This is a genomic window from Heyndrickxia sp. FW510-T9 (assembly GCF_058781025.1).
On the sequence record NZ_JBYSWK010000016.1, the window covers coordinates 15586 to 40356 of the forward strand.

The following is a 24771-nucleotide window of genomic DNA, read 5'->3' on the forward strand; positions in this document are numbered from 1 at the left end:
TATTATATGAAATAACGGATCTGGTGTCCTCGAAGTTAAGGAAACAAAAAGATAAGACCAAATCAATATGCGATTTGGTCTGTTAATTAGGCAAATACCTAGACTGCTTATTTTATAAGTGAAAACGCGATATGGTTCCTTTTAATTTTTCGGCGTGACCTTGCAAATCAAATACTAATTGATCAATCGTTTCCATGACATCCGCTTGTTCTTTCGTTGCTTCTGTTACTTCTTCTGCTCCAGCAGAAGTTTCCTCTGCAATCGCTGCAACCTCTTGTGATTGTTGGGAGGTAAGCTGAATGCTTTCCATTTGACTATCCACTAAACCAGAGATACCCTTCACTTTATCGGCTACTTCGTGAATGATTTCTGTCATCTTTTCAATTACTTGATTTGTTTTTGTTCCTTTTTCCGCTTCTTGATTAGCAGAATCTACTTGACTTGAAATATGTTTGACAACACTTTCCACTTCTTGCTGAATGCGGTGAATTAATTCAGTAATGCCTTGTACCGCCTTGGCACTTTCGTCTGCTAATTTCCGTACCTCTTCCGCTACTACAGCAAATCCTTTTCCATGTTCGCCTGCACGTGCAGCTTCGATTGATGCATTCAATGCTAAAAGATTTGTTTGGGCCGCAATATCCCCTACAAGTAAAATAATTTGTTCTACCTCTCTTGCATTGTCCTCCAATCTCTTAACAGCTTGCAAAGATTCATGGTTCTCTTTTGCAAGTTTTTCAATTCCATTCACAAGGGAAAATACAACTTCCTGGCTTTCTTTTAATTCTTCCAACATTTCTGTTGAAACTCTTTCAGATGATCTTGCATTTTCTTGAACCTGCTCTGCAATACGAATCATATCTTGAGCAGATTCTGCTGTTGATTGAATGGCAATTGCTGAACTTTCCGCTCCAGAGGCAATCTCACCAATTGTTAGGGCAATTCCTTCAGCTTGTTTGTTAGCACTTGAAGCTTTTTCGGATATAGTAATAACATTTTCATTCGTTTTTTGAAAATTATCCTCGATACTATGTACCATTTCTCTCAAATTTGTAAGCATTACATTAAACGCTACACCTAACGAGCGAATTTCATCATCTGTCTTCGGTAAGATTACATCTGTATGAATATCTCCGTGACTGGCACTAATTGCCGCTTTTTCTAATCGCTGAAGTGGCTTGGTGATAAAACCAGCTACAAGAAAAGCTAATATACCTGTCCAAATAATTCCTAATAATAAAGTGATGATGGTAAATAATGATTCGTCCATTTTAGTAGCAAAATGACTATACACAAAATCAAGACAAAACATACTAGTTGAATATGTAATGATAGCTAAAATCGTAACAAATAAAACAAGTTTTTTCCGCAGGCTGAATTTATACCGCTTTTTCCCCATTTAAATACCTCTTTCATAATTTTTTCATCATCTCTTTAATAAGCTCTTCCAACTCTTTATACGTTCCTTTGTAAATTTCAAGATTCCCTCCATAAGGATCATTTACATCCATATCCACTTTAGAATCGTAAACAAATTCCTTTAAGGTAAATGTTTTATCTGCAGCAATCGGATATTGGAACACGGTTGATTCTTTGTGGCCTTCTGTCATAGTAAAAATATAATTTGCCCAATTAATATCATCATTTGTTAGCATTTTAGATGTATGTTGATGATGGATATTATTTTCTCGAAGGACCTTTAGTGCATTCTCTGAGGCATTGCTCCCATTAGAAGCAAAAATCCCTGCAGATCTAACCTTTATATCGGCCATTTTTTTATTTTTTAAAATAGCTTCTGCCATCGGGCTTCTGCAAGTATTTCCTGTACATATAAATAAAATGTTCAATGTGTCACAACCTCCAGATCTTGAGGAATTTGTTTTTATTATAGTGGAAAAGTCCTGGTTTCCAAAGTCGGTTTCCGATAAAAAATAAAAATATTTTGTGAATAAATATAAAGAAACACACCTTCCAGTGTGTTTCTTTGAAGTAATACTGCTCTCAATAAATTGCTGATTTTTGTACATTTATTTTAATTCTAATGTGAACTTAGTTTCAAGGTATCATTTCGTAAAGTAGATTTCCGTTCTTAATCAAAATGAAGAAAGTAATTAAGGTTTTCGTCTAAAAAAGCTGCATAATTTACACCTATGGTAAAAGCAATTTAATTCCAAAGGCAAAAAGGATGCTACCACCTAAAACTTCGCTATATGTACCTAGTAGGCCTTGTGCTTTTCGTCCAATAATGAGTCCTGCCCATGTAAGAATAGTTGCAGCAATGCCAAAGCAAATTACAACTGCGGCTGTGCGCGCCCCAAATATTCCAAGTGACAAACCAACTGAAAAGCTGTCCAAACTTACACTAAACGCAAAAAGCAAGAGTCCAATGCCCTCAGGCTTTATCAGATTTCTTTCTTCTTTTTTAAAGCTAGTAATGATCATTTGTATACCTAATACTATGATTAATATCCCGCCTATATATTTCGTTATGGTCCCAAATGTATCGGATAAGAAATGTCCTGCAAGCATCCCAATTAGAGGCATCCAAACATGAAAAAACCCAATCGTTATTCCAATATAAAATATTTGTTTAAACGAGAGCTGAAACATTCCCATTCCTATTCCTATTGAAAATGCATCCATCCCAAGCGCAAAGGCCATTAACATTAATGTGAATAATTCTGCGATGACTTCTGTCATATATTATTTCCTCCTTCGGACATGCCTACTGAATACTTATGCATTCCGAAGTTGGTTTAGAATCATTGAGCAAAAAATCCGTTTAAATCCTCAACTTATTTAGTAGATTTATTTTCATATATCCATTTGTGGCCAGCCGCCTTCTCCAGTCTGTTCATAACAGCAAGTCCTACACCAACAGGTGAGAAAACTTCCGAATAAATAATATCTACATTTTTACTATTGAAGGATCGTAATGTGTCATAAAGCTTATTTGCCACGGTTAATAAATCTTGACGTTTTCCACAAGCCCGCACATAATCAGCATCATACAGATCAGCAGTTTCTTCCGTTGCAATAACTCCAACCACTAAGCCCTCTGCATGACTTTTCTTCACCAGTTGTTGAATAAATTCCGGTGTACCATCTACCAAATAAACAGGTGCATTTGGTGCATAATGTGTATATTTCATACCCGGAGCTTTTGGCTTTGACTTTACATCCTCATGTAAAGCAGGGTCTAATTCCACGTTCCCAATTACGCTTTCCATCGCTTCTTTCGTCACACCGCCGGGACGTAAAATAATTGGTACTTCGCCGGTGCAATCAACAACCGTTGACTCTACCCCAATCCCAGTTTCACCGCCATCGAGAATTCCAGCTATTCGACCAAATAAATCTTCCCATACATGCTTAGCAGTTGTAGGGCTTGGCTTTCCAGAACTATTTGCACTTGGTGCAGCAATCGGCAAATTAGCTGTTTTTATAAGAGCCAATGCCAGCGGATGATCAGGCATTCTGATACCTACTGAATCTAAACCGGGCGTTACCTTTTTGGACAGTGATCCAGGTTTTACTTTGAAAAGGATCGTTAAAGGTCCCGGCCAAAATTTCTTCATTAATTTTTCGGCCTTTTCCGGAATGTCTAAAACTAAATCATGTAATTGAGAAAAATCCGCAATATGTACAATGAGCGGATTATCACTTGGTCGTCCTTTCGCTTCAAATACTTTAGCAATTGCTTCATCAGAAGTAGCATTTGCTCCCAATCCATACACTGTTTCGGTCGGGAAGGCAATGACTTCATTTTGTTTTAACAAATTTGCCGCTTCCACAACCTGTGGATTATTTCCCAAATTACCCACATGGTTATCCACATTCCATTCTAATGTTTTCATTTCTTTTCACCTTTTCTATTTATGACACATCTACATTTATTTTATAGGAAAAAATAGATATTTGTCGAATTGTCTAGACCATTTTCGAAAAAATTATACTGAATACAACAGATTTGAACAACCATTATCCACATACTGTGGATAAATACACAAAAAACAGTGGATAACTATTGGGAATTATGTGAATTAATTTTTGCTATTTAATAGCCCTTGTCATGAAAAATACACCATCTAAAACACATACATGCTTTACATGGCTGGAATACTCCAGCTCTTTTGGAACAGAATCATGCGCAATTCGTTCAAAACCCATGAATTGAAGCAACGGGATAAATGCTTCTTTATTGGTAATTAACATTAATGTGGACAACTTCTTACTTCTCGCTATGTTATACACATGTTGAAAAAGTTGTATAAGCCCTTCTTCTTTAACAGAGGAACTAACAGCGAGCGAACGAAGAACTCCAATACTTTGAACAGGCTCCATTCCTAATACCGATGTTATATTTCCCTCATCATCCTCACTTAAAACAAAATAGTCAATCATTTCTTTAATTCCATCGCAGTTTAATTTCGCATTCGCTAAAAAAGAAATGATTTTATCCACATCCACACTTTCCGCTTGTCGAATAATCTCTACCATTTTCTTATACCTCTCCTAACTATTAGATGGAATCTAGTAAACTTCTATACTTCATCCATATGTGAAGAGAAACAAATTAGAACAAAAAAATAGAAAGCCCAATATAGAGCTTTCTAAAATAACTTTTTAAATAATTCTACAATGAAAAATTTTACTTGTACTTCGTCATCTTTTTCCGCTGTATACACTGGAGATTTGGAATCACTTACTGTAGTTTCCGATTTAATATCTGATGCTGTTGAATCTGTATTATTTTGATTATTGTTTGCTTCTTTTACTGGTTCATCCACTTTCGCTTTTGTTTTGCTTTTTGAACTAGTTTCCATTTTAGTATGATTACTTTCATCAATTCCCGGACTTACGGCAACACCATTTGAAAAATCCAAAAAACATAGCGGCGGAAATAGGACACACCACCAATTTGCCCCCTCGCCTTTACCAAGTGTAATTAGGATTGCTTCATATTCTCCAGCAGGATATAAATATTGGCCATATAGCTTTGTAGGAAACTGGACATGGCTGAATTCTACTTTGACTGATTGGTTGCTATTTTCCTTTTTGACAACCGTCATTGCAATTTGTTCAAGATCCGATAGATGAGATTTAATTACTTTGCGTGCGGTTTTAATAGAATCAATATCTTGCACCCAGTTCGTAATATTTTTGTTTACCTCATCCCTTACTTCTCTCTTTAATGCTTGATCTCCAGGTGTATCACTATTTGCTAGTATTCGCAGCCTAATCGCTTCCTTAGGAATGACAATTGTATCCTTTGCGGCAGTTTCTTGCTCCGGTATATATAAACTTAATATTGTACTAAGTGATAAAACAACGATATAAATCCATGCAATTGATTTGTTTTTCATTTTCCCCACACCATCCTTCTTAAAAACAGTGTGGACAAAATAAGGGAATCTTAAACTAGTAAACTTAAACATTTTTATATTTACTCGAATTATTCATAGGAGCACATTCTTCAAAAGGTGAAAACCAAAACGAACCTTATAAAGGACATCTTGAGCTAGTTTTGTCTTACTTTAAATCGCTGCTCATTATTACATTTTTGGTCGGTTTAGATTAAAGCTATGAATAATTCAGGATGATATCTTTTTTATAAAATAAAATACCGGGTTACTTAGAACCCGGTATCCTGCAAAACACCATTCTGTCTTTCCCATTTATGTCATTTACAATTTCCACAATGCTGTCTAAAAAGGTTTCTTTTAATAGCTTTGCTACTTGTTCTCCTTGGCCAACCCCAATTTCAAAACCTATTAAAGCCCTATTGTTGATGACTAATGGAAGTTCCTCCATAAACCGAATATAAAAGTCTAGTCCTTCTTCACCACCGAATAAGGCAAGATGCGGTTCGTGATCTTTAACTACTACAGAGAGATCCTTTTCGTCCCTGTTTGGAATGTAAGGAGGATTAGAAAGAACAATATCCACTCTTTCTTCATGCTCTATAATCGGTTTTAGCAAATCTCCCTGACTAAAAATTACGTCAGCATTCAGTATTTGAGCATTTTGTTTTGCGACATTTAATGCTTGCAAGGAAATATCCGTAGCCGCAACAGATAGATTCGGACATTCCAGTCTCATGGTGACAGCAATGGCTCCGCTTCCAGTTCCTACATCGACCATTTTTAATTCTCTTTCCTCTACAAAGTGCTCTTTAATTCGTTGAATCGCTCCGATAACTAACTCCTCAGTTTCCGGTCTTGGTATCAAAACATGCTCACTTACTTGAAATTTCCTTCCGTAAAATTCCTCATACCCAATGATGTGCTGAATTGGCACTCCTTCAACATGCTCCTTAACCGCATGCTCAAATTTCATTTGTATATCTTCAGGAAGTTCCATTCTCACATCTGCATAAAGTTGAGCTCTTGATTTATTTAATAAATGGCAAAGGAGGATTTCACCAGCATTTGCATCACGGTCATTTTCTTGTAAAAAAGAAGAAGCCCATTTAAGGGCTTCGAACACTTTAATGTGCTGAACCATTATTCATCCACACTTTCAAGTCTACTGGATTGGTCTTCTAAAATTAATGCGTCGATAATTTCATCAAACTTCCCTTGAAGAATTTGGTCAAGCTTTTGAATCGTCAAACCAATACGGTGGTCTGTAACACGATTTTGTGGAAAATTATAAGTACGAATACGTTCAGAGCGATCCCCAGTTCCAACAGCTGATTTACGGTTCGCATCGTATTCCGCTTGTGCTTCTTGCTGGAATTTATCATAGACACGCGCCCTTAATACCTTCATCGCTTTTTCCTTATTTTTAATTTGGGATTTTTCATCCTGGCAGGAAACAACGGTTCCGGTAGGCAAGTGTGTCAAACGAACTGCTGACATGGTTGTATTAACGCTCTGTCCACCAGGTCCACTGGATGCAAACGTGTCAACCCGAATATCCTTTTCGTGAATTTCAACCTCTACTTCTTCCGCTTCAGGCAAAACCGCTACAGTAGCAGTGGAAGTATGAATTCTACCTCCTGATTCCGTTTCAGGAACCCGTTGAACACGATGGGCGCCATTTTCAAACTTTAATTTTGAATAAGCCCCTTGGCCATTAATCATAAAAATGATTTCCTTATATCCGCCAACGCCTGTAGAACTTGCTTCAATCACATCAATTTTCCAGCGCTGTGACTCCGCATAGCGGCTGTACATACGATATAAGTCCCCAGCAAATAGTGCTGCTTCATCTCCTCCGGCAGCCCCGCGGATTTCCATAATAACGTTCTTGTCATCATTAGGATCTTTTGGAATAAGAAGAATCTTCATTCGTTCTTCGAGATTTTGAATTTGCGCCTCAAGTTCATTGATTTCTTCCTTTACCATTTCGCGCATTTCTGGATCAAGCTTATCCTCCAGCATCGCTTTGGCATCCTTATATTGCTGACTTACTTCCTTGTACTCTCGGTATGCATGAACCGTTTCTTGAATATCTGATTGTTCCTTTGAATATTCTCTTAACTTTTTTGTATCATTTATAACTGCAGGATCACTTAAAAGCTCATTTAGCTTGTCATAACGATCCTCCACTGCTTGTAATCGATCAAACATGACACTTCACCTCTATCATATATCCCTTTCATAAGGGACTGTTGCTTTACATACATTTTTTCCATAACAGTATTATTATATAATACTCAGTAACTACCGTAAAGCGACTATAAAGAAAAGCGAAAGCGGCTTGTTCATCTGCGTACGAATGAGTGAAATTGGCACTCTAATTTTACCAAGCGAAATTTGTACTCCCAATTTCACCTGATGCCCTTACCCGAAAAACGAGGAGACGGAGAAAGCCGCTAGCCGATGTCTGTTTACGCCAGACAATAGTATATAATCTAGGCGTCAGTTATGCTATTTTTCTTCCAGTTTCACATTTATTTTATACTGTGGGAGTACCTGCTTGATTTTTTGAGTAACATCCGCTTCTCTTCTCATTCTTTCATGCGTGTTCATACGATTCCTTGTATGGGCTGTTATCCACATATTATTCCCATTTATAGAAACCGAAACGAGCTTATACTCCTTGTATGATCTAATAACATTTTTCGCCATATTTATTTCTGTCCCTATAGTCTTTGGTTGTCCAGATAAATCCACCTGCTGTTGACTTTTCTTGGCAGAATCTGAACTTAATCGCTGATATTTTATTTGATTCTGTCCACTGTTTTCAGCCTTCTTCTCTTTATGTGGGAAGCTACATCCAGCAGTTAATAGAAGAAATAGTAAAAAGCATACGATTTGTTTCCACATAAAAAAACACCTCCATATGCTTATTATGAAAATTTCTTGATAATTTATCCTGATTACAAAGAAAGACAAAAAAAATAAACCTCCAAAATAGAAGGTTTATTTCGATTTCATCATTTGTTCTAATTGTACGCTCTTTCCGGTTGGTACTTCATGATGGTGGCGACAGCGAGCTTCATACGCTTCCGATGCACCAACTAAAATAACCGAATCTTCATAACAGGCTGGATTGCCGTTAATCAATCTTTGCGTCCTACTCGCAGGGGAGCCGCAAATAGTGCAAACTGCTTGTAATTTTGTCACTTGTTCAGCAATCGACATTAACTTTGGCATTGGTCCAAATGGTTCTCCACGAAAGTCCTGATCAAGACCAGCCACAATAACACGATAGCCTTTGTTTGCTAGAGACTGCACAACATCCACAATATCAGCATCAAAAAACTGTGCCTCATCAATCGCAATGACATCAATTTTTTCATGGATAAAATTATACATGTCTTTTGCCATTTCAATCGGATGGGCAATAACAGTAGTTCCATTATGTGATACTACTGATTCCTCGCTATAGCGATTATCTATTTGCGGTTTAAAAACAAGAATCTCCTGCTTCGCAAATTGTACGCGACGAATTCGTCTGATTAATTCCTCCGATTTTCCGGAAAACATACTTCCACAAATGACTTCGATCCAACCAGTATGGTGATTCAAAATATACATTCTTCCGTTCATCCTCCCCTAATCTAACCAATTATCGTACATTGATTAAGACTGTTTTCATATAAATTGTTGCTTTTCGTATTTTGTTTTAAATCCTAAATTAGGACTAGCTTCGGGGCATCTTTTCTTATAAAGTTTATTCATTTTTAATCTAAATAAAGTTGTTAACTAGATTTCTTTTATGCAAGAGCAATAAAGGTTAAGAAAAGAGCCTTTATTAAATTTATGCGAAATAAAAAACAGGCAAGCACTCTTGCCTGTTTTTCTAGTTATCAAGCTTCAAGCACAATGCTTAAAACTATTCTTATTGTCTAGCTTCAACGCCTATCGGCTAGTGGATTTCTCCGTCTCCTCCCTACGATAAGTCAACATCAGTTCGTGAACTACCTTACTGTGTTTCCTTTATCTCAGTCGAAGACTACGAAATCCATACGCCGATGATCAAGGCGCTTACGCTTTTCTTATTTAAGACCGTATTTTTTATTGAAGCGGTCAACGCGTCCATCTGCAGAAGCAAATTTTTGACGACCAGTATAGAATGGATGGCACTCAGAACATACCTCGATGCGAATCTCATTTTTTACTGAACCAGTTTCAAATTCATTACCACAAGCACATTTAACTAGAGCTTTTTTGTAATCAGGATGAATACCTGCTTTCATTCTTTTCATCTCCTTTGCCCTGAATCATTCGAGACAGAGTTATATATTCTTTTGCGAATAATTCTCGCAAGAATTTACATAAACACATGAATTTATTATAGCAAGCACTCTATCGAAATGCAACTGTGCAATACAATAAATCATTTCCAATTTACTTACATACTTATCCATGATCAATATTTTCTATTTATATTTATCTCTTCCCTGGACCTGAAGTAGTTTTCTTCATTTCCACCGTCAATAAATTAAAAAAGTCCTGATTAGTCTTCGTTTGTCTAAGTTTACGTAAAAGTTTCTCTGCGAAATCCGGTGAATCTGTCATAGATTTACGTATAGCCCATAACTTGTCCAAATGATCTTTTGGTATTAATAATTCCTCTTTACGCGTACCGGAACGACGAATATCAATAGCAGGGAATATTCGTTTCTCTGCTAACGAGCGATCTAAGTGAAGTTCCATGTTTCCTGTTCCTTTAAACTCTTCATAAATCACATCGTCCATTCTGGAGCCTGTATCTACTAATGCAGTAGCAAGAATCGTTAAGCTACCACCCTCTTCGATATTACGTGCAGCTCCGAAGAATCGTTTAGGTCTATGAAATGCTGCAGGATCAATACCACCAGATAGAGTTCGTCCACTTGGAGGAATGACTAAATTGTATGCACGCGCTAAGCGAGTAATACTATCCATAAGGATAATAACGTCTCTCTTATGCTCTACTAAACGCATGGCACGTTCCAGCACTAATTCAGCTACTTTAATATGATTTTCAGGAACCTCATCAAATGTTGAACTAACTACCTCTGCTGCAACGGAGCGTTCAATATCGGTTACTTCCTCTGGTCGCTCATCAATTAATAAGACAATTAATTCCGCATCAGGATGGTTTTCTGTTATTGAATTAGCAATTTCTTTTAATAAAATTGTTTTTCCTGCTTTTGGTGGCGCAACAATTAATCCACGTTGTCCAAAACCAACCGGTGCAATTAAATCCATAATCCTAGTAGAAAGCTTTGTAGGAGTTGTTTCTAAGTTAATTTGACGATCAGGATATAGTGGCGTCAAGGCAGGGAAATGAACGCGTTCCTTCGCAGATTCTGGATTATCTCCATTCACGGCTTCAACATGTAATAAACCATAGTATCGTTCATTTTCTTTTGGAGGTCGAACTTTACCAGATACTTTATCCCCATTACGTAAATCAAATCTGCGAATTTGCGATGCTGAAATGTAGATATCCTCGGAGCTTGGAGAGTAGTTAATCGGTCTTAAGAATCCAAATCCCTCTGACTGGATAATCTCAAGAACACCTTCCATAAAGAAATAGCCTTCTTGCTCTGCTCTAGCTTTTAAAATAGCAAAAATAAGTTCCTTCTTTGTCAATTTACTATAATATGAAATTTTATATTCACGAGCTAATGAATACAACTCTTTTAAGGTCATATTTTCAAGACTTGTAATTGATAAACCTTCCATACAAACACCACACTTTTATATTTTTTGAAATTTTTATTGGTAGGAATAGTTTTTTCGTATTGTTTGAAGAGACTGAATATTAAGAAGTTTATGGAGTACATAAAAAGCTTTCTTATTATTTCATTTTAACAAATGCTCTTTTCTTAAACTTTATTATTTCTTTACTCGAAAATCTATTCATTTCTTCCATCTTCGTTAGAACGAATAATTGAATGAAAAAATGCCCCGAAATTAAACTATATTAATATGTTGAACAAATTACGAAAAAGAAATAATGTATACAGAAAAAAAATTTAAAACAATATCTATTTTAACCATATTTTTTAAAAAGAATCAATATATATTGAAGGAATTGTAATAAATAGTGAAAGGAAGGGACTTTTCTAAACCTCTTTCTCACTTGTTGAAGCTAAAAATTGAGATGCATCGATGAAATGGGTTTATGTCAAGGTGGCCACTAATCCAGCGTACCACCCTAGATCTCACTTACTATGATTTTATAACAAGATTCGGCTTTTTCTTCAAACTATGCTGGCCCTCAATAAATCGAACCGTTCCTGATTTGGCACGCATTACAATGGAATGCGTTGATCCGTAAGAGCCTTTAAACTGAACACCACGCAGTAATTCTCCGTCTGTTACACCTGTAGCCGAAAAAATAGCATCATCGCCACGAACTAAATCACTCATTCTTAATACTTTGTGAACATCTAATCCCATGCCTTTACAACGTTCCACTTCTGCTTCGTTTTGGGGAACAAGTCTACCCTGAATTTCACCGCCTAGACATTTCAAAGCAACTGCAGCAATAACTCCTTCTGGAGCTCCGCCTGAGCCGAATAAAATATCTACACCAGTATGGTCAAAGGCAGTATTAATGGCACCAGCTACATCTCCATCATTAATCAATTTAATTCGAGCGCCTGCTTCGCGGAGCTGGGCTATTATATGTTCATGTCTTGGGCGATTTAAAACTGTCGCCACAACATCTTCTATATCTTTATTCTTTGCCTTTGCAACTGCTTTTAAATTATCAATGATAGGAGCATTGATATCTATTTGTCCAACTGCTTCTGGACCAACAGCTATTTTTTCCATATACATATCCGGTGCGTGAAGGAGGTTTCCATGATCGGCAACGGCTAAAACTGCTAGAGCATTCCAACCACCAGATGCAACAATGTTTGTACCTTCAAGTGGGTCCACAGCAACGTCAACACGTGGTCCGTAACCAGTGCCCAATTTTTCACCGATATAGAGCATTGGTGCTTCGTCCATTTCTCCCTCGCCAATGACAACTGTACCCTTCATTGGAATCGTATCAAAGACATCGCGCATTGCTGATGTCGCAGCATCATCCGCTTCATCCTTTTTACCGCGTCCCATCCATCTTGCAGAGGCAAGCGCAGCAGCTTCTGTGACTCGAACTAGCTCCATTGATAAACTACGTTCCATATCTATTTCCCCCTACTAAATTATTAAACAAATTATTATCAGATCGTCTTAATTGTATAACACATTTATGTATTTATTATAACACAATACGTTTTTAATGTGTTATTCCAATTAACATAATTAGTAGGGAATAATAGATGGATTAATTTTTCAGCTGCTCAATTTCTTCTTCTGTCAATTTTTCGCGCCAAATCGTAGCTCCTAAACCGTTTAGTTTTTCCACTAAATTGCTATATCCTCTATCAATGTGATCAAGACCTGTTACTTCAGTTATCCCTTCTGCCATCAGACCTGCTATCACAAGAGCTGCGCCTGCACGAAGATCACTAGCCTTCACTTTTGCTCCCTGTAATGTAATAGGTCCATTCACAATAGCTGCTCTACCCTCTACCTTTATGTTTGCATTCATTCTTCTTAATTCATCAATATGTTTAAATCTAGCAGAATAAATTGTATCCGTTACAACAGCGGATCCGCCTGCGCGAGTAAGAAGAGAGGTAAACGGCTGCTGTAAATCAGTCGGAAAACCAGGGTAAACTAGTGTTTTTATATCAACAGCCTTTAATTGTTCACCTTTTCCTACGTAGATTTGTTCATCGCCAGTTTCTATCGGAATGCCCATTTCTCTTAATTTTGCAATTAGAGACTCCATATGATGTGGAATGACATTATCAATTAGGACACCTTCGCCAACAGCTGCACCTAAAATCATATATGTCCCTGCTTCAATCCTATCAGGAATGATCGTATGTCTGCAGCCAGAAAGATTTTCAACGCCTTCTATCCGAATTACATCCGTTCCAGCACCTTTGATCTTCGCTCCCATATTGGTTAGAAGAGTAGCAACATCAATAATCTCAGGCTCTTTTGCTGCATTTTCAATAATGGTTTTCCCTTTTGCTTTTACAGCGGCAAGCATAATATTTATCGTTGCACCTACACTGACTACATCTAAATAAATACGTGCTCCAATCAATTCATCTGCACGTAAATATATTGCACCTTGTTCATTCGTAACTTTTGCTCCCAGGGCTTCAAAACCTTTAATATGCTGATCGATTGGTCGTGGTCCTAAATGACAACCACCTGGTAATCCGATAACAGCTTTTTTAAACTTACCAAGCATTGCTCCCATTAAATAATAGGAAGCTCGCAATTTTTTAACCTTACCATTTGGAAGCGGCATGGAAACCATTGAACTTGGATCTACCATCATGTCACCATTTTCAAATGTAACGTTTCCACCTATTTCTTCTAACAATGACTTTAATATTTGTACATCAGAAATATCAGGTAGTCCTTCAATTGTTACAGGGGATTCTGCTAAAATAGTGGCAGGTATTAAGGCAACTGCACTATTCTTTGCACCGCTGACTTTTATAGTGCCTTTTAGTGGGTACCCCCCTGCAATTTTAAGCTTTTCCATTTTAAACTCCCTTCCATGGTTTTATAGTAAATGGATTTATTTACTAAATATTTTCACAATAAAAAAGACAGTATCGTTGTTAGTATAAACTAAATTTCAAAAAACATGTAAAAAATATTGTTTACCTTTTTCGGTATATTTTTACACAATTCCAATTAACTAGTGATGAGGCAATAATTTTATTTGCGATTATTCCAATCATTCAAAAATGCCTCAATCCCTTTTTCGGTTAATGGGTGATTAAATAGTTGCATAATTACTTTGTATGGCACTGTGGAAATATGAGCTCCAGCTAATGCAGCTTCCGTAATATGTTGTGGATGACGAATAGAAGCAGCAATAATTTCTGTATTTATTTCGTGAATAGCAAATATCTCTGCAATGGTCCGAACAAGTTCTACACCATCTTGACCAATATCATCTAAACGGCCTAGGAAAGGTGATACATAAGAAGCACCTGCTCTTGAAGCCATAAGTGCTTGATTAGCACTGAAAATGAGGGTAACATTGGTTTTGATTCCTTCTTTTGAAAAAACACTTACTGCTTTTAAACCTTCAGGTGTCATCGGAACTTTGATAGTTATGTTTGGTGCAATCTTTGCTAGTTCTCTTCCTTCTTTAATCATTCCTTCTGCATCAAGTGCAATTACTTCTGCACTAACAGATCCCGGAACTAACGCCGTAATCTCCTTTAATCGATCTTCAAATGAGATATTTTCTTTCGCTACCAAAGATGGATTTGTAGTAACTCCAGCAATGATTCCTAGTTCGTATGCCATTTCGATTTCTTTCATATTTGCTGTATCTATGAAAAATTTCATTTATCCCACTCCAAGTCTTAAAATTTTGTCTGTGAAAACTTGTCTATTTGTCCAGCTACACCGCCTAGCAAACTTCTGGTCTCCTTCCTACGATAAGTCAACATTGACTCATCGCTCGGAGTGAAATCTGCACTTCAATTTCAATAGTTTGTACGTCGTGAACAGACAGCTTCGCTTTTCTTTTAATACACTGAAACCGCCCGTTAATAGGCGGTTTCTCATTGATGTTTATTCTAAGGTTGTATAAATTATGCTAAAAATAAGATTTATGCTTTATTAGATGAACCAAATTCACGAATTTTACCAACAACTGTTTCTTTTATAACATCACGTGCAGGTCCTAAGTACTTGCGCGGATCGTACACATTAGGGTCTGCTTCTAAAACTTCACGAACGCGTTTTGCAGACGCAATTTGATTTTCTGTATTAACATTAATTTTGGCTGTTCCTAATGAAATCGATTTTTGAATATCCTTTGTTGGAATTCCTGTTCCCCCATGAAGAACTAATGGAAGTCCAGTAGCATTTCCGATTTCCTCCATTTCCTTGAATCCAAGGTTTGGTTCACCTTTATAAGGACCATGAACGGAACCTAGAGCAGGTGCTAGTGTATCTATCCCAGTACGTTTCACCAATTCCTGGCATTCGTTTGGATCAGCATAGATTACTCCATCTGCCACTACGTCATCTTCTTGACCACCAACAGTGCCAAGCTCAGCTTCTACAGAAACACCTTTTGCATGTGCATATTCAACTACTTTTGAAGTGATTTCAATATTCTCTTCAAATGGATGATGAGAAGCATCAATCATAACAGAAGTAAAACCAGCATCAATAGCTTCTTTACATTTTTCAAAGCTTGAACCATGATCAAGATGAATTGCTACAGGTACGGTAATTTTATAGTCCTCCATTAAGCCTTCAACCATTTTTACAACCGTTTTAAACCCACCAATATATTTACCAGCACCTTCTGAAACTCCAAGAATTACTGGTGAATTTTCTTCTTGTGCAGCTAAAAGAATAGCCTGAGTAAACTCTAGGTTATTAATATTAAATTGACCTACCGCATAATGGCCATCTTTTCCTTTATTAAGCATTTCTTTCATTGAAACCAACGGCATAACTAAATTCCTCCTTCGAGACTGTTCAAAATGTTTCCAACAATGCTTATCATCATTATCATTCACAAACATTTTGACTTCATACAAGTTTATTTGGCAATTTCATCATATCAAACTGATGCTTTTTTTACCAATATGGAAGACATAGATTTTGAAGAAGGAAAATTTATAATAGTTATTATTTGTATAATAAAACATCTATGGAGTTTATTATTTTTCTGGTTGCAAATAATGTCTTACTGCTGAACGAATATCATCAATATCAAATGGTTTTGCAAAATGTGTAAGTGCACCTAAATCCTTTGCTTCTTGGATCATATCTAATTCTCCGTAAGCAGTCATGATGATCACACGTATTTCCGGATCGATTTTCCTCATCCTCTTTAAAATTTCAATCCCATCCATTCCAGGGATTTTCATATCTAATAGAACAAGGTCAGGCGAATGCTTTTCTGTAATATCTAGTGCTTGTACACCATTGGCTGCTTGAAAAGTGCGATAACCTTCCTTTTGCATGACTTCATTAAGTAAAATACGAATGCCAAACTGATCGTCTACGATCAGTATTTTTTCTTTCTCTTCTCCCATTTTTTTACCCCCTAATATTCTGCAGAAAATATGTATAGTCTTCTTAATAGTTTAGCTATTTAGAGAAGTCATGGATTTGTCCATCTAGTTTATTACTTTTCACTTTATTCTATGTGTATTGTAATTAAATAAATACTTAGGTCTATTGATCAAACCCCCGCTCTTCATTTGAGTATTTCACTTTGTCATATGATATTAATTGTATTATTCTTCTAAATATAGTTCTATTTAAGTATGTATTTCTCCTGCTAAATGTTAAAGGCTTTCCATTTCTTTATTTGGACAAGACTCTTTACTTAAATATTGTTGCTTTTTAATACAAGAAAACCACACAAACACCCCTAATTAGGTTTAGAATGAAGATCTAATTAAGAAAAGAGTATTCGACAGTTTTAGTATTTTGGACGTAGATCAAAAAGAACAATTTGCACAAAAACAACCTTGGACAATAATTAAAAATGTGAAAGCAATGCATATAAGGTAAGGACGTACTCCAGACAACACTGGACCCAAATGATTTTATACCTATTAGAAAGGTGTGTTAAACCTTGTTGAAAATGTTTTTAACGCAATTAAATGGATTACAACAACGAATTTTTGAGAAAGAGGAGAATTCCATTGAGGATACGGCAAGACTATTAGCACAAGCATCCATTGGTGAAGGAACAATTTATATTAAAGGGTTTACAGAAATGGAAGCTGTATGCAGGGAAGCCTTTTTTGGAGAAGAGCCTTTAAAATTTGCAGCTCCATTCCAGCATTCAGAAGACTTAACAGACACAGACCGTGTTTTGATTATTTCACGTTTTACCACGGACACTGAAGCTATTGTACTTGCGAAAGAATTAAGAGAAAAAGGTATTCCTTTCGCTTCCATCGCAGGCAAGGTAAAAAGTGAAGAAGAAGATTTAGCAGACTTGGCAGATGTGAATATCAATACGACTTTACTAAAACCAATGCTTCCTTCAGAAACTGGTGATAGAGTGGGATTTCCATCAGCATTAGTCGGACTATTTATATATCATTGTATAAAGTTTCAATTAGATGAGATTATGTCTGAGTACCTTGAAGATGAGATGTAAAGAGAGAAAAAGGATAGGAAATATTATTTCCTATCCCTTTTCATTATTTATTATTTAACGTAGCTTCGATAAATCCTCGGAACAATGGCTGTGGTCTTGTCGGTCTTGAAGTGAATTCTGGGTGAAATTGTGATGCAACAAACCACGGATGGTCTTTTAATTCGATAATTTCAATTAAACGTCCATTTGGACTTGTTCCAGAGAATACAAAACCTTCATCTTCCATTTGCTGACGGTAATGATTATTAAATTCATAGCGATGACGATGTCGTTCGTATACAATTTCGTTCCCGTATACTTCAAATGCTTTTGTATCCTTTTCTAATCTACAAGGATATAAGCCTAATCTTAATGTACCACCAAGATCCTCAATTTCTTTTTGTTCAGGTAATAGATCAATGATCGGATAAGCTGTGGTTGGATCGATTTCAGCGGAATGAGCTCCTTCTAATCCAAGTACATTTCGTGCAAATTCAATGGATGCAAGCTGCATTCCTAAACAAATACCGAGGAAAGGAATTTTATTTTCACGAGCATATTGAATTGCAAGGATTTTTCCCTCGACGCCGCGATCACCGAAACCGCCAGGAACTAATACTCCATCTACAGACTTTAATAATTCCTTTACGTTCTCCGGTGTTACGTGCTCTGCATTGATCCAATCAATTTCAACATCTGCATCAAATGTATATCCAGCATGTTTTAAAGCTTCAACGACAGAAAGATAGGCATCCTGTAATTCTACATATTTTCCAACGAGAGCAATTCTGGTAGACCTTTTAAGGTTTCTTACTCTTTCCACAAGCTGAATCCATTCAGTCATATCAGCTTCAGGGCATTGAATCTTCAAATGATCGCAAACAATCTGATCTAGGTTCTGCTCTTGTAATGCAAGCGGAATAGAGTATAATGTATCGGCATCACGACATTCGATAACAGCCTTAGGGTCAATATCACAGAACAACCCAATTTTATCCTTCATATCTTGTGAAATCGGCATTTCTGTTCTTACAACAATAATATTAGGCTGAATTCCTAAGCTGCGCAGCTCTTTAACACTATGCTGGGTTGGCTTTGTTTTCATTTCACCCGCAGCTTTAATAAACGGTACTAAAGTACAGTGGATGTACATCACATTATCACGGCCAATGTCGCTTTTGATTTGACGAATTGCTTCAAGAAACGGCAATGATTCGATATCACCAACAGTCCCGCCAATTTCAGTAATAACTACATCCGCATTGGTAGCTTCTCCTGCGCGGAAAACCCTGCTTTTGATTTCATTTGTAATATGTGGGATAACTTGTACTGTTCCACCTAAATATTCTCCACGTCTCTCTTTTCTCAAAACCTCGGAGTATACTTTTCCGGTAGTTACACTGCTATATTTTGTAACATTAATATCGATAAAACGCTCATAATGTCCTAAATCCAAATCTGTTTCAGCACCATCATCCGTAACAAATACTTCACCATGCTGGTAAGGGCTCATCGTCCCTGGATCGACATTGATATAGGGGTCAAATTTTTGTATCGTAACGGTTAAACCCCGATTTTTTAGTAACCTACCTAATGATGCAGCAGTTATCCCTTTTCCTAAAGAAGATACTACACCGCCTGTTACAAAGATGTATTTTGTCACAATTTTTCCCCCTTCTAGTTAAAAGTTATTGTTCCTCAGGTAATGATTTTGATACACTTCCGGGTCCGTATTCACATCTTCTTTTCTTGTGCAATGCTTGGTGTACAAGATATCAACTCACACGAATAGGAGCAAATCAAATATATATCATTATCCTAAGTGTTAGTTAAAACAAGGTGGTGTAAGTACGCCAGAATACGCTACGGAACAATACTTCAGCGTACAGACCTGAGCCACATCTCGAATAATCTTCCCGAGATCGGGACGATGCGCTCTGTCCCTTTTCCTCTTAAAAACAAAAAAAGCCCCCTCTCACAAAAATGCAAGGGGAGCGTAATTAATATATTATCAGTTCCTTTTGGTGAAATTTGCACTTCAAATTCACTCGTAAGGAGCCCAAATAAAATACTACCTGTCTATAAGAAAGAAGTCAAGTGGATTATTTATCTTCTTCTTCATCCTCATCGAAGTCTTCTTCGTCCTCGTCTTCATCTTCCTCGTCTACATCATCTTCTTCGTCAACATCAAGATCATATTCATCTTCACTGATTAAATCATCGTCTTCTTCAAATGCATCGTCATCTTCATCGTCATCATCATCCAAATCAACGAATCCATCATCTTCATCTTCTTCTAAGTCATCATCTTCAAATTCATCTAAATCATCGTAATCTAAGTCTTCGTCCATTAAATCAATATCTTCATCTTCTTCTTCATAAACCTTCTTAGCCTTTTTCTTTTTAGACTTGACTGCTGGAGCTACCTCTTCATCAATTTGATCATATGGGTACCACGTTCTAAGTCCCCAACGATTTTCACCTAAGCTAATAAAACGTCCATCAATATTTAAATCCGTATAAAATTGTACCATCCGTGAACGTATCTCGTCTTTTGATAATTCCATCATTTCAGCGATTTCATCAACTAGATCTGAAAAAGCATATGCTTGTTTTTTTTCTTCCATTAGCTGATAAGCAAGCTCGATTAGTGACATTTCATTTAAATCTTCTTTTGTTAATTGCTTTAAACTCAACTTCGCACTTCCTTTCTATATTTACACTCATTAGAGTGAAAAAAGGCAAAAAAAACATCATTAGGGCAAAATACATATTTACCATTATAAACAAATTTATAACAATTATGCTAGCAAGGATACCCTTTCAATGTTCTTTGGAAACTTTTTTTCCCTAAAGAGTATGTACGCACACCATTTATCATCAATATTTATCTATTAATTCAATATTCATTTTACCTGTTTTTTAGTCATATGCAACATACAAATGTGCAAGAACCTTGTTCATCCGCTATCCGATAGGCGCTATTTAAATTGTAGTGTATTTTCACCTGGAGCTAGAAGTAGAAATTTTTCCTGAATAGTTATCCACACTTATAAGTTTTATAATTTTTCAAGCAACAAAATAGCCCTGAACAATTAATCAGAGCTATTTTGATTCTTTCCTTACATATTTCTTCTATATTGTCCGCCTACCTCGTAAAGTGCTTGAGTTATTTGTCCAAGACTTGCCACTTTAACCGTTTCCATTAATTCTGCAAAGATGTTACCATTATTCACTGCAGTTTGTTTTAGTTTCTTTAACCCATCCTCTACTTTGTCTTTATTACTTTTTTGGAAACCATGGAGATTGCTAATTTGCGTTTCTTTTTCTTCCGTTGTTGCACGGGCAAGTTCAATATTATTCATCTCTTCCTCGGATGGAGGATTTGGATTTAAATAAGTATTTACCCCAATAATCGGAAGCTCGCCAGTATGCTTCTTCATTTCATAGAACATAGATTCTTCCTGAATCTTACCGCGTTGATATTGGGTTTCCATCGCACCAAGCACACCGCCACGATCATTGATTTTCTCAAATTCTTGAAGGACAGCTTCTTCTACTAGCTCTGTAAGCTCTTCAATGATAAAGGAACCTTGTAATGGATTTTCATTTTTCGTCAATCCATGCTCTTTTGTAATAATCATTTGAATGGCCATTGCCCGTCTTACCGATTCCTCTGTTGGTGTCGTAATCGCTTCATCGTAAGCATTTGTATGAAGAGAATTACAATTATCGTGTAGGGCCATTAATGCTTGTAACGTTGTACGAATATCATTAAAATCAATTTCTTGAGCGTGTAAGGAACGTCCAGATGTTTGAATATGATATTTCAACTTTTGGCTGCGTTCATTTGCTCCGTATTTATCTCTCATGACTGTTGCCCAAATTCTTCTAGCTACTCTTCCAATCACGGAGTACTCAGGATCTAGGCCGTTCGAGAAGAAGAAGGAAAGATTTGGGGCAAAATCATTAATATTCATGCCTCGACTTAAATAATATTCCACATAAGTGAAACCATTTGCCAATGTAAAAGCTAGCTGTGAAATTGGATTTGCTCCTGCTTCTGCGATATGATAGCCGGAGATAGAAACAGAATAATAGTTTCGCACTTTCTGGTCGATAAAGTATTGCTGAATATCCCCCATCATTCTTAGGGCAAATTCTGTTGAGAAAATACATGTATTTTGACCTTGGTCTTCTTTTAAAATATCTGCTTGAACAGTTCCGCGCACAACTTGCAATGTTTGTTCTTTCACTTCTGCAAATTCTTCTACTGTCAAAATTCTTCCAAGCTCGGCTTCTTTCCTTTGAACTTGTTGATCGATAGCAGTATTCATAAACATTGCCAAAATAATCGGCGCAGGTCCATTTATGGTCATAGATACGGATGTGGATGGATGGCATAAGTCAAAGCCATCATACAGCTTTTTCATATCATCTAGAGTACAAATACTCACTCCGGATTCTCCAACTTTCCCATAAATATCTGGACGATAATCCGGATCTTCTCCATATAAAGTGACAGAGTCAAATGCCGTACTTAAACGCTTAGCAGAGTCATCCTTTGATAGGTAATGAAATCTGCGATTGGTTCTTTCCGGGGTTCCTTCACCCGCAAATTGCCGTTTCGGATCTTCCCCTTCACGTTTAAAAGGAAATACTCCTGCCGTAAACGGAAATGAACCTGGAACATTTTCTTTATACACCCAGCCTAAAATTTCGCCGTAATCCTCATATTTCGGAAGAGCCACTTTCGGTATTTTCAATCCGGACAAACTGATTGTTTTTAACTCGGTTACGATTTCTTTATCACGTATTTTCGTGATAAATTGGTCACCCGAATATTTTGCTTTTGTCTCGTTCCAGCTACTTAATATTTTTTTGGATTCCGTTGTAAGTTTTTCTTCCGTATCTTTTTTTAATGCTTCAAGAGAAGAAATAACGTCTTGATTTAATCCTGTTTCCTGCGCAGCTTGGATAGTGCCCTCCAACTGGAAAAGCTTTCTTGCATAACGAACCTGCTCTGTCGCTTTTTTATGATAGCTTCTGACTGTATCTGAAATTTCACGTAAATAATATCTTCTGCTATTAGGAATGATCACGTTTTGCTTTTCAACTTTCGCATCCTTTGAGAATGGTACTTCCCAGTTTATATTCAATTTTTCATTCACTTTTTCAATCAAAGCTGCAAAAAGGGAATTTGTCCCCGGATCGTTAAATTGACTTGCGATTGTTCCATACACAGGCATATTTTTTAATTCTTGCTCGAAAAGCAGATGACTGCGCTGATATTGCTTACGAACTTGACTCCTAGCATCTTCTGAGCCTTGGCGTTCAAATTTATTAATAACGATAAGATCGGCATAATCAATCATATCGATTTTTTCCAATTGTGATGGTGCACCAAACTCACTTGTCATCACATACATAGAGATATCACAAATCTCTGTAATTTCTGCGTCACCCTGTCCGATACCGCTTGTTTCAACAATGATTAAGTCAAACCCGGCAGCTTTCACGACATTAATCGCATCGTAAATAGCAAGGGATAACTCGGTTCTTGAGCCTCTCGTAGCTAAGCTTCTCATATAGACACGAGAGTTAAAAATGGCGTTCATGCGAATTCTATCGCCTAGTAATGCTCCACCAGTTTTTTGCTTTGTTGGGTCAACAGATAATATGGCAATCTTTTTGTCAGGAATTTCATTAAGAAAACGACGAATTAATTCATCTGTTAAAGAACTTTTCCCCGCTCCACCTGTACCGGTAATTCCGATTACAGGGGATTTAGATTCCATTGTTTTCAATGCATGAAAAGCAGCTTCGGCAGCAGTTGTCGCTTCAGCTTCTAGCTCTGATTGATTTTCTGCTAATGTGATAAGTTTCGCTACTGAATTAACATTTCCTGTTTGCAGCTTTTCGATTTCTTCTGGCAAGGATCCTGAAAAAGTAGGATGATCGCATTCTTCTATCATGATATTAATCATCCCTTGAAGACCGTACTTTCTTCCATCCTCTGGAGAGAAAATCCAGGCAATTCCATAATCGTGAAGCTCTTTTATTTCACGCGGAATGATGACTCCGCCTCCTCCGCCATAAATACGGATATGTGATGCTCCTCTTTCCTTCAACAGATCATACATGTATTTAAAATATTCAACATGTCCACCTTGATACGAAGAAATTGCAATTCCCTGTACATCCTCTTGGATAGCCGCATTTACAACCTCTTCCACGGACCTATTATGGCCAAGGTGAATAACCTCTGCTCCGCTTGACTGCAAAATTCTCCTCATTATATTGATGGAAGCATCGTGGCCATCAAAAAGGCTTGATGCAGTAACAAAACGAACCGCATGTTTTGGTCGATAGATTTGAACTGTGCTCATTTTCATCCCCCTGTTCACAGTTGTGTTTGATATTGTTTAAGTCCTGTAAAAATCAAATCGGTTTGTACTTTAATATAGTCGTCGATTGTGTAGCTTTTCCCTAAAGCCCATCTTCTAAATCCCCACATTTGACCTTGCACAAAGATATTATGGGATAATAAATCAATGTGTGCATCGTCCATTACTAGCTCGCCATTATCGATACAGCGTCTAATAATCGTTTCAAACATCCCAACCATTTCCAATTCCTTTTTTAAAACATAAGGAAGAGCATCCTTCGATAATGACTTCGCTTCTTGATACATAACGAGCACTTCATCCTGCATTTCATCCATGATTTTAAAATAATAGGCAATCCCTAGCTTCAAGCTATCCAAGGTTCCCTTATCGACATCCATTCCCTGCAAACGCACGCGTACCTGGTCATAGATGCTATCACAAACTAAATACAAGACATCCTCTTTTGTTCGAATATATTCATATAATGTTCCGATACTGAATCCTGCAGCTTGTGCAATCTCCCGTGTTGTGGTGCGGTGAAAGCCCTTTTGTTTAAAAAGGGCTACAGCACCGCGAATCATTTGATTTCTGCGCATTTTTACTAAACGTTCGTCTTTCACAGAGGCATGGACCGTTCGTTTTTTATTCACTGAATCTACCGCCTCTTTCTTAAAATTTATAGTGGAAAAAATTTATAAATATTTCACTAGATTGGCCTTTGTCTAGCTCCAGGTGAAATTTACAGTTCAATTTCAATAGCGCCTATCGGCTAGCCGAT

At 36.9% G+C, this 24771-nt stretch carries 22 protein-coding genes; 1 reads left to right on the forward strand and 21 read right to left on the reverse strand.

Translation table 11 applies throughout. The features are described from left to right. Positions 1 to 112: 112 nt before the first annotated feature. The 17 genes from AC3WJF_RS10475 to AC3WJF_RS10555 form a co-directional block, all read right to left on the reverse strand. Entirely contained in the window at positions 113 to 1399 is a 1287-nt protein-coding gene (locus tag AC3WJF_RS10475) for a methyl-accepting chemotaxis protein (protein ID WP_492451862.1), read from the reverse strand. Between the two features lie 13 nt (positions 1400 to 1412). Continuing rightward, positions 1413 to 1847, reverse strand: a complete 435-nt coding sequence (locus AC3WJF_RS10480) for a low molecular weight protein arginine phosphatase (RefSeq protein WP_492451864.1) — start codon at positions 1845 to 1847, stop codon at positions 1413 to 1415. 301 nt (positions 1848 to 2148) lie between these two features. Then, positions 2149 to 2700, reverse strand: coding sequence for a manganese efflux pump MntP (locus tag AC3WJF_RS10485; protein WP_492451866.1), 552 nt, complete (start codon positions 2698 to 2700; stop codon positions 2149 to 2151). A gap of 95 nt (positions 2701 to 2795) precedes the next feature. Continuing rightward, positions 2796 to 3857, reverse strand: a complete 1062-nt coding sequence (locus tag AC3WJF_RS10490) for an L-threonylcarbamoyladenylate synthase (RefSeq protein ID WP_492451868.1) — start codon at positions 3855 to 3857, stop codon at positions 2796 to 2798. A 196-nt stretch (positions 3858 to 4053) separates the two neighbouring features. Further along, entirely contained in the window at positions 4054 to 4500 is a 447-nt protein-coding gene (locus AC3WJF_RS10495) for a GNAT family N-acetyltransferase (protein WP_492451870.1), read from the reverse strand. A 113-nt stretch (positions 4501 to 4613) separates the two neighbouring features. Then, positions 4614 to 5366, reverse strand: coding sequence for a stage II sporulation protein R (gene spoIIR, locus AC3WJF_RS10500; RefSeq protein ID WP_492451872.1), 753 nt, complete (start codon positions 5364 to 5366; stop codon positions 4614 to 4616). Between the two features lie 265 nt (positions 5367 to 5631). Further along, a complete protein-coding gene (gene prmC, locus AC3WJF_RS10505; RefSeq protein WP_492451965.1) occupies positions 5632 to 6495 on the reverse strand; it encodes a peptide chain release factor N(5)-glutamine methyltransferase in 864 nt (287 codons plus the stop codon). 11 nt (positions 6496 to 6506) lie between these two features. Continuing rightward, positions 6507 to 7577 carry a peptide chain release factor 1 gene (gene prfA, locus AC3WJF_RS10510; RefSeq protein WP_492451874.1) on the reverse strand — a complete coding sequence of 357 codons (1071 nt, stop codon included), beginning with the start codon at positions 7575 to 7577 and terminating at the stop codon, positions 6507 to 6509. A gap of 300 nt (positions 7578 to 7877) precedes the next feature. Further along, complete coding sequence (locus tag AC3WJF_RS10515) at positions 7878 to 8276, reverse strand: hypothetical protein (protein ID WP_492451876.1); 399 nt, start codon at positions 8274 to 8276, stop codon at positions 7878 to 7880. A gap of 96 nt (positions 8277 to 8372) precedes the next feature. Continuing rightward, positions 8373 to 8990, reverse strand: a complete 618-nt coding sequence (locus AC3WJF_RS10520) for a thymidine kinase (RefSeq protein WP_492451878.1) — start codon at positions 8988 to 8990, stop codon at positions 8373 to 8375. 461 nt (positions 8991 to 9451) lie between these two features. After that, positions 9452 to 9652: a 50S ribosomal protein L31 gene (rpmE, locus tag AC3WJF_RS10525; protein ID WP_492451880.1), complete on the reverse strand. Its 201-nt coding sequence runs from the start codon at positions 9650 to 9652 to the stop codon at positions 9452 to 9454. Positions 9653 to 9845: 193 nt separating this feature from the next. Then, positions 9846 to 11129, reverse strand: coding sequence for a transcription termination factor Rho (gene rho, locus AC3WJF_RS10530; protein ID WP_492451882.1), 1284 nt, complete (start codon positions 11127 to 11129; stop codon positions 9846 to 9848). 489 nt (positions 11130 to 11618) lie between these two features. Continuing rightward, positions 11619 to 12584, reverse strand: coding sequence for a class II fructose-bisphosphatase (glpX, locus tag AC3WJF_RS10535; RefSeq protein ID WP_492451884.1), 966 nt, complete (start codon positions 12582 to 12584; stop codon positions 11619 to 11621). A 142-nt stretch (positions 12585 to 12726) separates the two neighbouring features. Further along, on the reverse strand, positions 12727 to 14010 hold the full coding sequence (murA, locus tag AC3WJF_RS10540) for a UDP-N-acetylglucosamine 1-carboxyvinyltransferase (protein WP_492451886.1): 1284 nt from the start codon (positions 14008 to 14010) through the stop codon (positions 12727 to 12729). Between the two features lie 179 nt (positions 14011 to 14189). Next, on the reverse strand, positions 14190 to 14831 hold the full coding sequence (gene fsa, locus AC3WJF_RS10545; protein ID WP_492451888.1) for a fructose-6-phosphate aldolase: 642 nt from the start codon (positions 14829 to 14831) through the stop codon (positions 14190 to 14192). Positions 14832 to 15097: 266 nt separating this feature from the next. Beyond that, positions 15098 to 15955: a class II fructose-bisphosphate aldolase gene (locus AC3WJF_RS10550; RefSeq protein ID WP_492451890.1), complete on the reverse strand. Its 858-nt coding sequence runs from the start codon at positions 15953 to 15955 to the stop codon at positions 15098 to 15100. Positions 15956 to 16165: 210 nt separating this feature from the next. Beyond that, the gene (locus AC3WJF_RS10555) at positions 16166 to 16543 is read right to left on the reverse strand and encodes a response regulator (RefSeq protein ID WP_492451892.1); all 378 of its coding nucleotides are present in this window, start codon (positions 16541 to 16543) and stop codon (positions 16166 to 16168) included. Positions 16544 to 17100: 557 nt separating this feature from the next. Between AC3WJF_RS10555 and AC3WJF_RS10560 the strand changes: the two genes are divergently transcribed. After that, positions 17101 to 17625: a DUF2529 family protein gene (locus AC3WJF_RS10560; RefSeq protein WP_492451967.1), complete on the forward strand. Its 525-nt coding sequence runs from the start codon at positions 17101 to 17103 to the stop codon at positions 17623 to 17625. Positions 17626 to 17668: 43 nt separating this feature from the next. Here the strand turns inward: AC3WJF_RS10560 and pyrG are convergent, their stop codons facing one another. The 4 genes from pyrG to AC3WJF_RS10580 all read right to left on the reverse strand — a co-directional run bounded on the left by pyrG (position 17669) and on the right by AC3WJF_RS10580 (position 24589). Continuing rightward, a complete protein-coding gene (gene pyrG, locus AC3WJF_RS10565; protein ID WP_492451894.1) occupies positions 17669 to 19267 on the reverse strand; it encodes a CTP synthase in 1599 nt (532 codons plus the stop codon). Between the two features lie 439 nt (positions 19268 to 19706). Then, entirely contained in the window at positions 19707 to 20300 is a 594-nt protein-coding gene (gene rpoE, locus AC3WJF_RS10570; protein ID WP_492451896.1) for a DNA-directed RNA polymerase subunit delta, read from the reverse strand. Positions 20301 to 20726: 426 nt separating this feature from the next. Continuing rightward, entirely contained in the window at positions 20727 to 23993 is a 3267-nt protein-coding gene (gene icmF / locus AC3WJF_RS10575) for a fused isobutyryl-CoA mutase/GTPase IcmF (protein ID WP_492451898.1), read from the reverse strand. Between the two features lie 14 nt (positions 23994 to 24007). Then, positions 24008 to 24589, reverse strand: coding sequence for a TetR/AcrR family transcriptional regulator (locus AC3WJF_RS10580; protein WP_492451969.1), 582 nt, complete (start codon positions 24587 to 24589; stop codon positions 24008 to 24010). Between the last annotated feature and the right edge of the window lie 182 nt (positions 24590 to 24771).